The organism is Pseudomonas sp. CYM-20-01 (assembly GCF_023169845.1).
Taxonomy (GTDB): Bacteria; Pseudomonadota; Gammaproteobacteria; order Pseudomonadales; family Pseudomonadaceae; genus Aquipseudomonas; species Aquipseudomonas azotoformans.
Map to the genome: position 1 here is coordinate 2,613,261 of NZ_AP025169.1, position 15,654 is coordinate 2,628,914.

Sequence of the window (15,654 nt, forward strand, 5' to 3'; positions counted from 1 at the left end):
CACGGCGACCTTCACGAACTCCATGGAATCATGGCCATGACTGAACAACTGTTGGATGTAGTCGTGCACAAGCGCGAGCTGCAAGGGGACGGCGTTGTCGTCCTGGATTTGACCCGTCGTGACGGTGCACCGCTGCCGTTGTTCGAAGCCGGTGCACATGTCGACATTCACATAAAACCGGGCCTGGTGCGCCAGTACTCGCTGTGCAGCGACCCCGCCGATCAGAGCGTCTATCGGCTGGGCGTGCTCAAGGACCCAGCCTCTCGCGGCGGATCGCTCGGTGTGCACGATACGTTGCAGGAAGGTTGCGAGTTGCAGATCAGCGCACCACGCAATCTGTTTCCGCTGGCCGGCGATGCGCGGCGCTCGATCCTGCTGGGCGGCGGTATCGGCATCACACCGATGATTGCCATGGCTTACACGCTGCAGGCATCCGGTCACGCCTTCGAACTGCATTACTGCGGGCGCGAGCGCGGCCGCAGTGCGTTTTTGGCAGAGCTGGCGGATTCGCCGTTTGCCGCCAAGGTGTTCACCCATTTCGATGATGAAGGGCTTGAACAGCGGCTGGACCTGGCCCACGTGTTGGGGTCGGGCGAGGCCGGGGTGCACCTCTACACCTGCGGGCCCGCAGGCTTCATGGAGTGGGTGATGCAAGGTGCGCGTGAGCAGGGTTATACCGAGGAGCACATCCACAAGGAGTATTTCCAGGTAGAGGTGGACAGTTCCGGCGCCAGCTTTGAAGTGGTGGCCGCGCGTAGCGGCAAGACCGTCCAGGTGGCAGAGGGGCAAAGCATCCTCGCCGCACTGGCGCAAGTGGGGATCAAGATCGAGATTTCCTGCGAGCAGGGCGTGTGTGGAACCTGCCTGTGCGATGTGCTTGAAGGTGAGCCGGACCATCGCGACGTCTACCTCACGGATGACGAGAAAGCCGGCAATGACCAAATCCTGGTGTGTTGCTCACGCGCCAAATCAAAAAAACTCGTGCTGGATATCTAAGGGGAACGACATGGTAGACGTAAGCAGTTTTCGTAATGCAATGGCCATGCTCGGCGGCGCCGTGACGGTCATCACCACTGATGGCGTGGCGGGTCGGTTTGGCTTCACCGCGTCAGCGGTGTGCAGCGTGACCGACTCACCGCCCACGCTGTTGGTATGCATGAACCGATCGTCCCATTCCAACGAGCACTTCAAGCGCAATGGCGCGGTGTGCGTCAACATTCTGTGTGGTGATCATCAAGAAATGTCCGGGGCATTCGCGAACCGTGCGTTGACGATGGATGAACGCTTTGCCGTGACACAGTGGACCACCCTGGAAAGCGGCGCGCCGGTGATGATCGATGCGCTGGTCAATTTCGACTGCCGTATTGCCCAGGTCCATGAAGTCGGATCCCACAGCATTTTCTACTGTGAGATCCAGACCATCCGTCAGGGAAATGCCGACGAGGGGCTGGTGTATTTCAACCGTGCTTATCACCGCCTGGGCGAGGCGTCCAAAGCCTGCTGAGCCCGGCCCGTTGCGCCGGCTGCCGATAGCGTGCCGGCGTGTGGCGATATGAGCACATTGTGTTTTTCAAGGTATGCGGCGTGTTTCTAGAATGTCGCCTTAGTTGTTTCGTGAAAGCGCTGAAGTGCTTCCGCACCGTCGGTCGCCAGTGCAAGAACGGGCAGGGTTAGAGCAAAGGCGATCATTAAATGAGAGGGCGGTTTCATACTGTTTACCCACGTTGCGCGCACAACAAGGCGCTAAATTAAATTCAGTTGAAATGTAGGTCAGGGCTGATTCGGGCATATAGGGTATCGGTACGGGAATCAACCGTTGTCATAGGTTGAGTTCGCACTTTTTGACCTGTGTTCAGCCGATGTTCAGCGTTGTTAAGCCCGTTGCCAGCTTGAATAAAAAAGTTGCACGGCCTTTACAACTCTTCACTTTTACACTCTGGATCGCCTGAAAAGCAAAGTGCTAGTCTGCGCTTTTTTAGAGACGGCAGGGACGCATGAATAAGCTAAAGGAAGTGGCTGTAAAAAAGCCCTGTTCATTTATTTTTGTCGTTGCGTTTATTGTATTGGCCGTCCTGCAATACAAGCCCGCCGTGCTCAATTACACCACGCGCTTTGTCGACTTTGCCCAATATATGCTTGCGCATGGCGTCACGCTGTTTCCAATCGCTGAAGATCTGCAGCCTTACCCCGATTACACCGTGATCAATACACTCCTGGTGTATCTGGTGTCCCTGCCGTTTGGCCGTGTGTCCATTCTGTCGATGGGCGTGCCTTTTTGCGTCGCTGCCGCCTTGATGTTGGTGTTTATTTATAAATTGGGGGCGTTGCATGAGAAGAAATGGGGCGCCTACGCGGTGGTGTTTGCACTGTTCACCTGGTCATTTCTGGACGGTGTGAACTCCCTGGCGCTGGATGTGTACCCGGCACTTTTTACGGTGATGTGCTTTTACCTGGCCTACGCAGGCGAGGTGCACCACCAGCGTTTTCGGCTGCTGCTGGTACTCGCGGGCCTGGCACTGGGCTTTGCGTTTCGTGGCCCGATCGGCCTGATCGGGCCTGCCAGTGTCGTTGCCTCTTATTACCTGTTGAGCCGGCAGTGGCGCATGCTGGTGGTGTTCTCGTTGTTGGCTGGCGTGGTCCTGGCCACGGGTATCGCGGTGCTGACCTGGGCGGCCTACGTGCAGGGCGGCGATGCTTTTCTGCAAGAGGTGTTGATCATGCAAGGACTGGGGCGGTTCGGCAGTGACCACGCGCCCCGTTATTACTTCTACTTTTCGGCAGGCCTGCTGACCTACGGTGTCACCGCAATCATTGCGGTGAGTGTGATCATCAAGCAGGGCAAACACTTTTTCGACCGAACGCCGCATCCCGTCACGAGCATGCTCCTGTACCTCACCGGTTGGCTCCTAGTGATCATTGTGCTGTTCACGATTCCAAGTTCAAAAAAGGCGCGTTACATACTGTCGATCACCCCGGCTATTTCGTTGTTGGCGGCCTACGTCTTCGTGGATCGCAGTGAAGTGTTTGCAAACACCCGGAGAAAACTGCTTGGGTTCTGCTTGGAGTTGCCGCTGATAGGCCTCGTGATGCTGTTACTTGCCTATGGGTACAGCTTGTATGCGGTGACCCCGCTGCAGCCCAACTACCTCGGTGCCTGCCTGGGTTTGATTACGCTTGTGGCCGTGCGGCCCTGGTTGGAATCACGCTTTCACGAGCATCCCCATCGTGAGTTCGTCGTCTTTTCTTTCGGGGCTGTCACCTTTCTCATACTGGATATGTTTTTCTTCAACTCCGTTACTTACCATCTGGAGTTGGCCCATGAGCCGACGCCTAAATTCCTGCCTTATTGGTTCTGGTGAACAGTGAGTCTGCAAAAAAAACACGCGGTGTTTGCAGGTGCAGGCATCTGCGCGATGCTGCTGGGATTGGCGGTGTTCGTCCTGCAAAACCTGTCCGATATGGAGTTGACGGACGCTCGGGTTTCGACGCTGACGTTTCGCTCTGGCGACGCACAGTTGGTCGGGACGCTGGTCTTGCCATTGCATGTCCAGGCGCCGCCCGTGGCGCTGATCATTCATGGGGATGGTCCCATGGACCGCTTCGCAGCCCACGGCTACTTCCCGCTGATCAACAGTTTGCTCGACGCTGGAATCGGCGTGTTTACCTGGGACAAACAGGGGATCGGCGAGAGCACAGGCCATTGGCTCAGCCAGTCGATGGCGGACCGTGCCACGGAAGCGGTGGCCGCGCTCGCCCAGGTGCGCAAGCAGGAGGGAGTTGCACCGGACAAGGTCGGGTTTCTGGGTTTTTCCCAAGGCGGCTGGGTCATTCCGCGTGCCGCCAGTGGAGGCGACCCAGGCTTTTCAGTGATTATCGGCGGGGCCGTGAGCTGGCGCCGGCAAGGCATGTACTACACGCAGGTACGATTGGCCGAGGAAGGCCGTTCCCAGGATGAGATCGACGCCATCGTCAAAGAGCAATACGAGAGGAACGACAAGGTTTTCGGCACAGCGAATCAAGCCTACAGCCCCCACCTGTTTCCCGGTATGGACCGCGCTCATTTCAACTTCGTCCAGAAAAACTACAACGAAGACGTTACTGCCGCAGTGAAAACCATGAAGGGCCCGGTGCTGGCGGTCTGGGGCGACCAGGACCTGAATGTCAATACGGCCGAGGACTCAAGCGTCTACCGGAAGATGTTTGCTGGCACCCGGGGTAGGCACGTTGTGGTCATCCCCAACGCCACCCACAGTTTGTTGAGGGCCGGCCTGTTCAATGATCAATTGGTATCGCAATGGCCGGCATGGAAAGAGTACGCGTTCATGGCACTGGGGCGTCACGCCTATGTGCCGGGTTCCCTGGAACTGATAAGTCGCTGGGTCAAGTCCTCAACGTCGGGGAAGTGAATCGCTCTGCGCTTTAAACATCGGCAACCGCTTGAGCATCCACGTCAACAGTTCCTGGGCGGGCGCCGCCAATGGTCTTGAGGCCTTCACCAACAGCTTGGCCTCCACCCCCAGCAACAGCGGATGGTCGATCAGCACCGACGCCAGCTCGCCGTTTTCAATTTCCCGGTAGGCCGCGAACTCCCCGGCCAGCGAGGCAAAGCCGCCAGTCGCGACCAGGCGCTTGAGTGCCGCCAGGGAGTTGCTGACCAGGGTCGGGCGTACTTCGATCTTCTCGGCGTACTCCAGCAGGGTGATGGCATGGCCGATACCAAACGTGGTCGGCGTCAGCACCAATGGGCATTCCAATACCTCGGTCACCGTCGCCATGGTGCCTCGCACCGCCAGCGGATGGTCCGGGCGCACCAGCAACATCACCGGCTGCAGCGAGGCGGCGCGGTAGTCGATGTGTGGATGGGGCGGCGGGTTGTAGGCCAGGCCGATATGCGCGCGGTTTTCGGCAACTTCGTTGAGCACATCGTCCACCGGCAGGATGTCCAGGGTGATTTCAAGCCTGGGGTATTGCTTGCTGAAAGGCGCGAGCACGTTGTCGACCAGCGCATCCACATAACCTTCGCTGATCACCACCCGCACATGGCCTTGTTGCAGGCCCTTGATCGCTTGCAATTGGTCTTCGAGTTTTTCCTGGTGCGAGCGATAGCCGCGCCAGAACTCCAGCAGATGCGCCGCCGCCTCGGTGGGCTGAACGCCACGGGCCTGGCGCTCGAACAGCTTGGCGCCCAGTTCTTCTTCCAACAGCTTGATCTGGCGGGTGATCACCGAGGGCGAGGTGTTGATGCTGTCTGCCGCCCCCCTGATCGAACCGTGCACCAGCACTTCGTGGAAGTAGCGAAGACGTTGTTGATTGATCTCACGCATGAAGGATGATCCGCCTTGGAAGTTGTGTTGTCTACAAAGCAACGCTAAGTGAACTTAGTTGCTCTTGCTGCCGATGGTGGGCCGGCGCACCCTGAATTGGCAAGCACGCAGACCCACAAAAACAATTGGAGACTCGTATGCCAACCTCCCGGGCGCCGGCAGAACATTCAGCCATTTCTGCCCTCTACCACAAGCTCAACTGGCGGCTGCTGCCGCTGTTGTTCATCGGCTATGTCTTTGCGTACCTGGACCGCATCAACGTGGGGTTTGCCAAGCTGCAGATGCAAAGTGACCTGGGCTTGTCCGATGCCGCCTACGGCGCCGGCGCGGGGATTTTCTTCATTGGCTATGTGCTGTTCGAACTGCCCAGCACCCTGATGCTGCCCCGCATCGGGGCGCGTAAAACCTTCAGCCGAATCCTTGTGCTGTGGGGTATCACCTCGGCGTGCATGTTGTTCGTGCGCGATGTACCGACGTTCTATGCGATGCGTTTTTTGCTCGGCGTGTTCGAGGCCGGGTTTGCCCCAGGCATGATCTATTACCTGTCGCGCTGGTACGGCCCGAACCGCATGGCGCGGGCGATTGCCATTGTGTTTATCGCCGGCCCCATGGGCGGCATTCTGGGCGGACCCTTGTCGGCCTGGCTGATCACCACGCTTGCCGGTGTCGGCGGTCTGGCCGGCTGGCAATGGATGTTTTTGATTGAAGGCTTGCCCTGTGTATTGCTCGGCGTGCTCATGTACTGCGTGCTGTCCGACCGGCCCGCCGATGCGCCTTGGCTGAATGAGGCGGAAAAGCAACTGTTGGAAACCGAACTGGGCACGGCGAATGCGCGCAGCCATTCATTCCGTGCGGTACTGCGCGACCCTAAGCTGTATGTCCTGGCCTCGGCATACTTCTGCATCATCTTCTCGATCTACGCCATGAGTTTCTGGCTGCCGGCGATCATCAAGACCCTGGGCCTGCAAGACACCCAGCAAGTGGGCTGGTATGCCGCCATGCCCTATGTCGGGGCGGCACTGGGCATGTACTGGATCGGGCGCCGCTCGGACCGCCTGGGCGAGCGCCGGCTGCACTGTGCCGTCCCGGCGGCCATCGGCGCGCTTTTGCTGATGCTCTACCCCTTGGCGGGTGGCCACCTGGTGGGGTCGATGACCTTACTGACGCTGTCGATCAGCATGATGTTCATGGCCTACACCGTGTTGTGGGCGATGCCCTCCGAGCACATCAAGGGCGATGCGGCCGCAGGCGGCATTGCCTTGATCAACACCATCGGGCTGTCCGGTGGTTTCTGGGGCCCGGCCATGATCGGCTGGGCCAAAACCGCCACCGGCAGCTTGAACACGGGGGTCGTAGCCGTGGGCTGCGTGTTCCTGTGCGCGGCGTTCGTGATCATTGCGACCAAACCGCGAACGCGCACCGGCGCGGCGGGCGAGTACAGCGCGGGTTGAGTGGCCCGCCATCATTGAAAACCATGAGGAACCCAAGATGCTTCTATACCTGTCGACATGGGCCGAGATCGGCCACTTTCTCGAGCGCAGCCGCACCATCGTCATCCCCATCGGCTCCAACGAACAGCACGGGCCGACCGGGCTGCTCGGCACCGACTGGATGTGCCCCGAGATCATTGCGTGCCAGGCGCAAAAAAACGCCGATATCCTGATCGCGCCGACCTTCAACATCGGCATGGCCCAGCACCATATCGGCTTCCCCGGTACGATCTCATTGCGGCCCTCGACGTTCATTGCCGCGATCAGCGATTGGGTGCATTCGCTGGCAGCCCATGGTTTTGAAAAGATCCTGTTTCTCAATGGCCATGGCGGCAACGTCGCCTCCATTGAAGCGGCGTTTTCCGAGCTGTATGCCGAAGCCAGCTTTGCCCGTCGCCCTGCGGGGTTCGCCCTGAAGTTATGCAACTGGTGGGACCTCGACGGGGTGGGCGAACTGGCCAAGGAGCAGTTCCCCACCGGCCACGGTATCCATGCCACGCCGTCCGAAATCGCCGTGACCCAATGGGCCTACCCGGACTCGATCAAAACCGCCGATTACTCACCCCAGATCGCGCCGTGGGGGCCGATTCGCGAAGCCTTCGACTTCCGCGCCCGCCACATCGATGGGCGCATGGGCTCGGACCCGGCGCAGGCCTCCCCGGAGAAAGGGCGAGACCTGGTGATGATGGCGGCACAGGGCCTGATACGCGAAGTCGAGGCGTTCAACGGCGAGCCGATCCCGGGCTAAGAGCCAGCCCTTTCAAGGCCTTTAGGTAGAACAGGCGGTAATACCCTGTGGCGAGCGGGCTTGTCCCGCGTTGGGCTGCGAAGCAGCCCTGAAACCCCCGGCCGAAGAGTGCCTGATTCACCGCATTCCTCCATCTAGGGTCGCTTCGCAACCCAACGCGGGACAAGCCCGCTCGCCACAGTTGCAGTGTCCGCCCTTATTGGGATGGTATCAGCCAGATTGGGTCGGTTTTTCAAAGACCTTGAAAGGGCTGGGGCTAAGAGCACTTTCACGCCAATCCGGGCGCTGAGCCGTCAACGCTCATGTTTAGCGCGTGGTGGTGCCAGGAAGCCCCAGTGCGCTCAGCTTTTCACGTACGTGAATCAGCTTTTCCTGGTTCGTACGGATGAACGCTGAGCGCTCATCAACGGCGGCTACGATCTTTTCAAACGTCTTGAGCTGTGGCGCAAAGAAGTCGAGCAGTTTTTCGTCATCGCCGATCAGGTCGTAGATGTCCTTGAAGGAACTCTTGATGACCGTGGTAATGGACTCTTTGGCGGTTTTGAGTTCCTGTTCGAGTTCGTGAGCCTTGTAGGCACTCAGGAGGTCTGAGGTCAGGGTGAAGGCTGCACCGGCAGGACCGGCCCATTTGGAAATGGCCCCGGCGATTTTGGTTGCCTGCCACGGCTTGAATTTGATGACGACGCCGGTTACCGAGCCCAGCACATCGCGCGCGGCAAACACTGCACCCTTGATGATGTCCGGGCTCAGGTTGGCGATGCCTTTCGCCGCGCCGCCCATGGACTTGAGTGCGCCTTCGCTCATGGCATTGAGGAAGCTCTCACTTGAGTCGAGCTGACGCCCGATGTCCTGGGAAATGCGGCTGGTGACCTTGGACGATTGATCGAACGACCGGTCGATGGCGCTCTTGATCCTCAGGTTGAGCTTATAGCCGACACCTTCTTCGGTGTAGCCGATTTCGTCCTCGAGAAAGTCACGGATGTTCTCCAGTGACAAAGGGCGGAGCTTGCCCAGCAATTCGTTTTCGATATTTCGCAGCTCCTCGAACAACTCCCCGGCAAGACGTTTGACGTCGCGGCGGCCCTTGGAAATGTCCTGTTTGATCCGTTCGGACTCCTCGGCGTTCTGTTGTGCGAACGCATCCAGTCTGCCCAATTGCTCTTCAGCCTGGGCCACATGCTGGCCGACGACATCGCGGACCACGTCCATGCCGGTCTTGGCCATCAGGACCGCGGGTACGTTGTCCTGCAGAATGCGAGTGGTCATGGCTTTCAGGTCGTTGATCCGCGAGCGGCTTTCATAATGCTGGGGTTTGCTGAACCAGAATTCCAGGCCGCGGCCACCGGGGTTAGAGGCCAGGCAGACGATATTCAAACGTGCCAGTTCTTCCGAGGTCAGGTTGGCGGCCCGCTGCAGCTTGGCTTTCAAGTTGTCTTTTTTGATGGCGGCTTGATCGTCGAACAGCGCCTGTTCGGTCAAGTCAGTCACTTCATCCATTTTATTGATGACGAAGACCGTCGAAGACAGTTTGTTCAAGTCGCGCAGTACCCACTTGGCGATAGCACTGTGGCTATCCTTGAGCGGATTGGTGGCGTCCACGACGTACAAGATCAGATGCGCTTCGGAGATGTAACGCTTGGTCAGGTCTTCATAAACCACCTGTTGGCCATCGACAGTCTTTTCCTTGTCGCCAAAGAGGCCTGGGGTATCGACGATCTCGCATTTGCCGGGCAGGCCTTCTGGCGTGTAAATCGCCAGGCGATCGGAGGACTCGTCCATGTCGATCTTCATGTCGGCCATGATTTTACCCAGCCATGCAGCGATCACGCTGGTCTTGCCGTCGGAGAAGGCGCCCAGCAGCGCAATACGTAGAACGTCGGACTCGATCGCGTTGACAGCGGAATCAATCTTTTCCATTTCGGCATTAACGTCGGCGCCTAGCTCGCCCAGCTCTTTCAGGATGAACCGAAGCTGATCCAGTCCTTTGATCGCTGCCTGTTTATCAACATTAAATTGCGTGAATTGTTCCATGGGGCATTTTCTCCAGTTGATCTTTAGTGCGCTGCATCAGGGCCATCTGCTGCTTGATGATGTGCAGCGGGCGAATCAGGGATGCATGGATGTCGCTGACTTGTCCGAGGACCTTCTCTTCGATTTGGCTGCGAATCGGTGCGAGCAACTCCTTGAGTTCATCACGCAGGGAGTCCACAGCCTTGGCGCGTGCCTCTGCGATCTTTTCCTGGACTTGAGCCTGGGCTTTGCGGATGCGTTTTTCCTCGCTGAGAAGGAAATTCATGAGGTTGATCAAAAAGCCCACTGCGGCGCCGACGGCCGCGCCAATCAGGTTGCCGACAACAGGAAACGCGGTGCCGATACCTGCTCCTGCAAGGGCATAAGAACCAACGTTGAACAGCATCCAGCCATAGTCTTTAAGATCCAGGCCAAGGCCCAGTTCGGGTGTCTTGTAGCTGGCATTGAGGTCTTCTGCTACATAAGCCACGGCCTGCTCGAATTCAACCCGCGAAACATCCTCGAGCAAGCGCTGCATGGCCTGCACAAGGTCACCCTGGAGCTCTGCCAGGTACTTTTCGAACTGGGTCTGCAAGTCGTTTTTCAGTTGCTCCTGACGCTCGCGGAAGGCGCGCTGGATTTTGGTGGAAATCAAATCGTTGTTGCCAAAATGTTCCTCAACGATGTTGTCGGCGCGGGCACTCAAATCGATGAAGAGTCCGTTCCACAGGTTTTTTCGGCCATCCTGCAAAAGGCGTTCGAACCTGACCAGCCCATCTTTGATAGCCGCGCGGCATTTTTTGAATTCCGGCTCTGTCCGGGCGATGAACATTTCGTGCTGCGTGTGGAGCGCTTGCAGGATGGCGAGGTTTTCCACCAGCAATTCATGCACTTTGGTCTTGTTGCTTTCGATCATGTCTTCTTTGAACGTGCCCAGTTTTCCGTGAAGCACGCGGGCGACTGATTTGATCTGGCTGAACTCATACATGGCTTTCGACGAGGCGAAATACTTGCGGTAATTGCGCTGGTGAATGACCAGGTCCCGATCCCGGGACGGGTGGATGCTCGTGCGTTCGGTCCCTGGTGCAATGGCCAGGGATGAAAAGGCGAGCAAGCCCTGCACGCAATGTCCGGGCTGCATGGCCTTGGCGCCCAGCGCGGACTCAAGTACACCGATGGTTTGCTGCAATGCCTTTGTCGAGTCGCCATCGCTTTCCAGAGACGCAGGAACGCCGTCGAATTCGAATTGGTCAGCGTTACCGCGCACGTTCACCAGGGGACACACTTGGGTGCCGAGGCGCAAATAGGCGCGAATCTTCTCTGCAGTGGCTTTCTCAGGCTTCTTGTTGGTGCCATTGACGTAGAACACCAGGTGCGCTTTGGCTACTGCTTCGCGGACCATATGAGCGTACTTTCCTTCGTCACCCTCAATGCCGGGCACATCGATCAACTGAAAGCGTTTGCCCTTGTAGTTGAGGGTGTAGAACGTATTGCCCTTGGTGAAGTCCTCTTCGCCTGTACCAATGATGCGACCGTCTGTGCGCGAGGCCAGCGCCTTTTTCCGGCTAAGGACCAAGGTCCCGGAATACACGCTGGCCAGCCGCTGGTTCAACACCTCATCCAGGGTGGCCGAGGCGGTCTTGATGTGAGTGAAGGGGCTTGCGATGGTCCCCTCATTCGACAGGGTGGTCGCTTCATCGAACAGTTCGTCGAGCTCGAAATTGCTCATTTCACGCTCCTGCCAGTTTCAAGAGCGCTGCCGATGCCGCAGCCCCCAGAACCAGTCCGCCGCAGGTAAAAACAATCAACTTCGTCCTGATTCTGGCGTTGGATTGTTCGTGGGCCAGTTGCAGTCGTTGCGCCGCCTCTTCCTGCTGGGCCTTCAGCTGTTGGGCGGCTATTGCCTGTTCGGCTTCCAACTGTTGCGCGGCGGCTGCTTGCTCATTCTTTAATCGGGCATTGGCCTCTTGCTGCGCGAGGGCGGTTCGGGCCAGGGCCTCGGACTCAGCGATGCGGTTTCTGGACAGGGCCTCTTCCTGCAAAATCTCGGAAAGATGACGCGTCCCCTGGCGGATTTCAGTGATTTGCGCTGCATACTCCGCATAAACCGCATTCAGCCCTTCGCGCAATCCATCGATGTGTTCAGCCAGCGCCTGTTCATACTTCACCAAGTCGTGGGCGTTATGTTCCAGCAGCGCTTGCCGGGACTCTTCTTTGAACAGAATGCGCAATGATTCGATGATCGTGCTCTTGCCCGCATTGGTTTCGCCGAAAAACGCCAGGGTGAACACGTCCCACTCGGCATGGGTTTTCAACTGGTCGAGTTCACCATCGAAACGAACCTGGATGGCGCGAAGCTTCTCGGTCATGTTGCCAACTTCGCGCTTGCCCTCTTTGTGCTCGACATTCAGTTCCAGAATATCGGCCATGGCGCTGGCGATACTGTCTGAAACGTCGGAGTACAGGCGGTTAAGGTCTTGGGGCGCGTTCATTACAGTTCCTTGTGTGCTGGCGTCTAAGGGATGAAGGTGTAACGTCAGGAGGTGATGTGCCGAGTGTCACGCGAGCCCACGGTGGGAGGGGTGCTGCTCGTTGGTCTGGCACATGGGTGAATCGCAGGCAGCCGCCATGGCCGGTTCAGTCCAGCGGCAATGAAACGGTATTAGGCGTATAGGAGGAGTGCGTCGCGAGATCGGCTCAAAAACAGCCGTGGAATAAGTTGCCTGAGGCATTCACAACATCCTTGTTGGTGTGGGACTTCATGCTTGCAAAGCATGCTCCATAGCACTACATCGGCCCTGCGGATGAAAGCTTTAGTAGGACAGCCTAAATTGAAGCCTTGCGCGGGACGCAAGGCGACCTTTAGTGTTTGCCGTCAATCCCATTTTTGGACCAGGCAAGGAAGTCAGCATGACGCAATTGGCGGCTCAGACAGTCTCATCGGCGTGCGCAGCATTGGTTGAACTGGATACGCTTCAAATACGATCCTCCGCTGGCAACCTGAGCCCGGCTCAACACGCGTTTGCTGACTATCTGGCGAACCTCTGGTCAGGTGCTCCAGGTGCTTTCGAGCATCGTTATCCGATCACCAGGAGTCGGGTGTGGAAGCCATGGCGGCAACACCCTCAGCGCCAGAGCAACGACTGGTGGTGTTTGTCCCTGGCCGAGGCAGCCAGGCACTACTCCTGGCCGGAAAAAAAAGCACCTGATGACTTCGCCAGTATTGCAGCGCGACTTCGCAAGGCGCTCGTTGAGAACCAGTGCGTTGATGCGCGCGCGGCCTGCCTGGAAATATTCAAATGGGGAGGCGTTGGCAATAGGCCCGGTAATGCGTCCGTGCGGTGGGTGCAGACGCAGGCTGCCGAGAGGACTCTGTGCTGCTCTATCCTTCGTGCGATCGCACTGCTTGGCCCTACGAACAACCAGTCACTGGCGGTTTTCGACGGCACGAAACTGCTGATGAATTCCGCGATGACCAAGATCTACGCTGCTGCGGCTCCTGAGGGCATCATCATCTACGATGGCCGGGTGGGGGCCGCGCTGGGGTTGTTGGTGCGAAAATGGCTGGATGGGACAGAGGAATGTAAGGTTCCGCAGGATCTTGCTTTTCGCTGGGGCCCCAGGCAGAAAACGGCCAATAACACAGTCGAAACACGTGACCCTTCGCGAGGGAGCTTCAAATTTGACGATCTTTACAAAAAAAGCCGCGCAGGGCAGCCACATCAATCCGAGGTGTGGGCCGAGCTTGTGCGAACCACAAGCCGCATCCTGTGTGAGGTGATTCGGATACTCAAGGTACAGGGGCAGGATACGACGCTCCTCAGTCTCGAGCGTGCATTGTTCATGGTGGGTTTTGATGTGCGTCAATCGTCAAGGCTACTCAAATAGCCGAACAGATTCGCCGCCTCCGGTGACAGCCGCGCCGGATCCGCCACGCCGACATACAAGGTCCGCGCCGCCCATTCCCCCTCCAGCGGTATCGCCCGCAGTTTCGCTTGCAGCAGTTCGGGATGCACCGACCCCAACGGCAGGATACCAATCCCCAATCCCGCCTCGATCATCCGGCAGATCCCATCAAAGCTGCTGACCTGGATACGCACCTTCAAGCGCTTGCCGGTGCCGGCGGCGGCATCGTTGATGCGCCGCAGCAGCGAGCTGCCCTGGTTCAAGGCGACGTAGTCAAAGTCGAGGGTATCGGCCAGGGACACGCTTGAGCACTGCGCCAGCGCATGCGTCTGCGGCACCAGCACTACCAGGCGGTCGCGTCGGTAGGGGCGCACGTGCAAGCCGGGTGCGGGCACGTTGTCGGCAAAAATGCCGATCTCGGCCTCGCCGTTTTCCACGGCGTGAATCGTACGGTCGCTCAGGGCTTCTTCCAGTTCGATACGCACGTGGGGGTTGGCCGCCAGAAAGGCCGCCAAGTCTGCCGGCAGGAACTGGATCACCGCCGAGGTGTTGGCAAACAGCCGCACATGCCCACGTACACCCTTGGCGTAATCGTCGGCGTCATGGGCCATCTTCTGGGCGACGTCGAGCATTGTGCGCGCATGCTCGGCCAGGCCTCGACCGGCCGGCGTGAGTTGCAAGCCGCGGGGGACGCGGTTGAACAGGGTGCAATGGGTCACCCGTTCGAGTTCGGCCAGGCGCTTGCTCGCGGCGGAAACGGTCATGTGCGCGCCGTTGGCCGCCTGGGTGAGGTTTTGCGTGTTGGCGGCCAGCACCAGCAGGCGCAGCGACACCAGGTCCAGTTGCAGCAGGTTGATCATATTTACGCCCTGGGTTTCCAATCTGGAAAGAGTAGTGGAAATCTTTGAAATTCTCACGACCTGTCTTTGCGCGGATTATCCGGTCATCGCCTCCAACAACAACGGACAACGTCATGAGCCTACCCCTGGAAGGCATCAAGGTGGTCGAAATGGGCCAACTGATTGCCGGACCCTTCGCCGCCAAGATCCTCGCCGAGTTCGGCGCCGAAGTGATCAAGATCGAACCGCCAATCACCGGTGACCCCCTGCGCAAATGGCGCCTGCTGCACGACGGCACGTCGGTGTGGTGGGCCGCCCAGTCGCGCAACAAGCAATCGGTCACCCTCGACCTGCGCCAGGGCGAAGCCCGTGAAGTGGTCATGCGGCTGGTCAAGGACGCCGACATCCTGATCGAGAACTTCCGCCCCGGCACCCTTGAAAAATGGGGCCTGGGCTGGGATGCACTGTCGGCGATCAACCCCGGCCTGGTCATGCTGCGGGTCTCCGGCTACGGCCAGACCGGGCCGTATCGCGACCTGCCGGGCTTTGGCGTGATCGGCGAGGCCATGGGCGGTTTGCGCCATCTTTCCGGCGAGCCGGGGCGTACGCCGGTGCGCGTCGGGGTGTCGATCGGCGACTCGCTGTCCGCCTTGCACGGGGTGATCGGTGTGCTGCTTGCCCTGCGCCATCGCGAGCAGCAGCACGGCGCCGGCCAGCAGGTGGATGTGGCCTTGTACGAGTCGGTGTTCAACCTGATGGAAAGCCTGATTCCTGAATATTCGGTGTTCGGCACGGTGCGCGAACCGGCCGGCAGCAGCTTGCCCGGCATCGCGCCGACCAACGCCTACCGTTGCAAGGATGGAAAGTATGCGTTGATCGCCGGCAATGGCGACAGCATCTACCGACGCTTGATGGAGAAGATCGAACGCCTGGACCTGGCCGACGACCCGGAACTGGCGCAAAACGATGGCCGCGTACGCCATGTGGCCCGCATCGACGCGGCGATTTCAACCTGGACGGCCGAGCGCAACCTCGATGCGGTACTCGCCGCGCTGAAGGACGCCAACATCCCCTCCGGCAAGATCTACGACGCCGCCGACATTGCCGCCGACCCCCATTACCAGGCGCGCGACATGCTGCTCGCCAGCCAGCTGGACGACGGCACCGCCGTCACCTTGCCCGGCATTGTCCCCAAGCTGACCGCCACACCTGGCCGCGTGCAGTCGCGCGCGCCGAGCCTGGGGCAGCACACCGATGCGGTGCTCGACGGCATCGGTATCGACGCACCGACCCGCGCCGCCTGGCGCGCTCGCGGCCTGATCTGAACCAAGGAGCCC

The 15,654-nt window shown here is 58.9% G+C and carries 13 protein-coding genes; 8 read left to right on the top strand and 5 right to left on the bottom strand.

From position 1 onward, the window contains the following. Positions 1 to 36 precede the first annotated feature (36 nt). The 4 genes from M2497_RS11955 to M2497_RS11970 all read left to right on the top strand — a co-directional run bounded on the left by M2497_RS11955 (position 37) and on the right by M2497_RS11970 (position 4,406). A complete protein-coding gene (locus M2497_RS11955; protein ID WP_248487682.1) occupies positions 37 to 996 on the top strand; it encodes a PDR/VanB family oxidoreductase in 960 nt (319 codons plus the stop codon). Positions 997 to 1,006: 10 nt separating this feature from the next. Next, positions 1,007 to 1,504, top strand: a complete 498-nt coding sequence (locus M2497_RS11960; protein ID WP_248487683.1) for a flavin reductase — start codon at positions 1,007 to 1,009, stop codon at positions 1,502 to 1,504. 490 nt (positions 1,505 to 1,994) lie between these two features. Then, positions 1,995 to 3,359 carry a hypothetical protein gene (locus tag M2497_RS11965; RefSeq protein ID WP_248487684.1) on the top strand — a complete coding sequence of 455 codons (1,365 nt, stop codon included), beginning with the start codon at positions 1,995 to 1,997 and terminating at the stop codon, positions 3,357 to 3,359. A 3-nt stretch (positions 3,360 to 3,362) separates the two neighbouring features. Further along, positions 3,363 to 4,406 carry an alpha/beta fold hydrolase gene (locus tag M2497_RS11970; RefSeq protein ID WP_248487685.1) on the top strand — a complete coding sequence of 348 codons (1,044 nt, stop codon included), beginning with the start codon at positions 3,363 to 3,365 and terminating at the stop codon, positions 4,404 to 4,406. Here the strand turns inward: M2497_RS11970 and M2497_RS11975 are convergent. Continuing rightward, on the bottom strand, positions 4,389 to 5,324 hold the full coding sequence (locus M2497_RS11975; RefSeq protein ID WP_248487686.1) for a LysR family transcriptional regulator: 936 nt from the start codon (positions 5,322 to 5,324) through the stop codon (positions 4,389 to 4,391). The genes M2497_RS11970 and M2497_RS11975 overlap by 18 nt on opposite strands. 137 nt (positions 5,325 to 5,461) lie before the next feature. On the opposite strand from M2497_RS11975, the gene M2497_RS11980 reads away from it, so the two are divergent. Then, the gene (locus M2497_RS11980; protein ID WP_248487687.1) at positions 5,462 to 6,775 is read left to right on the top strand and encodes an MFS transporter; all 1,314 of its coding nucleotides are present in this window, start codon (positions 5,462 to 5,464) and stop codon (positions 6,773 to 6,775) included. 37 nt (positions 6,776 to 6,812) lie between these two features. Continuing rightward, positions 6,813 to 7,562, top strand: coding sequence for a creatininase family protein (locus tag M2497_RS11985; RefSeq protein ID WP_248487688.1), 750 nt, complete (start codon positions 6,813 to 6,815; stop codon positions 7,560 to 7,562). Between the two features lie 306 nt (positions 7,563 to 7,868). Here the strand turns inward: M2497_RS11985 and M2497_RS11990 are convergent, their stop codons facing one another. From M2497_RS11990 to M2497_RS12000, 3 genes are read right to left on the bottom strand one after another with little or no spacing between them, the layout of a single operon-like run. Then, positions 7,869 to 9,593, bottom strand: coding sequence for a LeoA/HP0731 family dynamin-like GTPase (locus tag M2497_RS11990; RefSeq protein ID WP_248487689.1), 1,725 nt, complete (start codon positions 9,591 to 9,593; stop codon positions 7,869 to 7,871). After that, complete coding sequence (locus M2497_RS11995) at positions 9,571 to 11,301, bottom strand: hypothetical protein (RefSeq protein ID WP_248487690.1); 1,731 nt, start codon at positions 11,299 to 11,301, stop codon at positions 9,571 to 9,573. Before M2497_RS11995 ends, M2497_RS11990 begins: the two co-directional genes overlap by 23 nt. A 1-nt stretch (position 11,302) precedes the next feature. Beyond that, a complete protein-coding gene (locus tag M2497_RS12000) occupies positions 11,303 to 12,064 on the bottom strand; it encodes a hypothetical protein (protein WP_248487691.1) in 762 nt (253 codons plus the stop codon). Between the two features lie 418 nt (positions 12,065 to 12,482). Between M2497_RS12000 and M2497_RS12005 the strand changes: the two genes are divergently transcribed. After that, the gene (locus M2497_RS12005) at positions 12,483 to 13,460 is read left to right on the top strand and encodes a hypothetical protein (protein ID WP_248487692.1); all 978 of its coding nucleotides are present in this window, start codon (positions 12,483 to 12,485) and stop codon (positions 13,458 to 13,460) included. On the opposite strand, the gene M2497_RS12010 is transcribed toward M2497_RS12005, so the two are convergent. Next, positions 13,436 to 14,338, bottom strand: coding sequence for a LysR family transcriptional regulator (locus tag M2497_RS12010; protein WP_248487693.1), 903 nt, complete (start codon positions 14,336 to 14,338; stop codon positions 13,436 to 13,438). The genes M2497_RS12005 and M2497_RS12010 overlap by 25 nt on opposite strands. Before the next feature lie 113 nt (positions 14,339 to 14,451). Here M2497_RS12010 and M2497_RS12015 point away from each other — a divergent pair, with 113 nt between their 5' ends. Further along, positions 14,452 to 15,642, top strand: coding sequence for a CoA transferase (locus M2497_RS12015; RefSeq protein WP_248487694.1), 1,191 nt, complete (start codon positions 14,452 to 14,454; stop codon positions 15,640 to 15,642). Positions 15,643 to 15,654 lie beyond the last annotated feature (12 nt).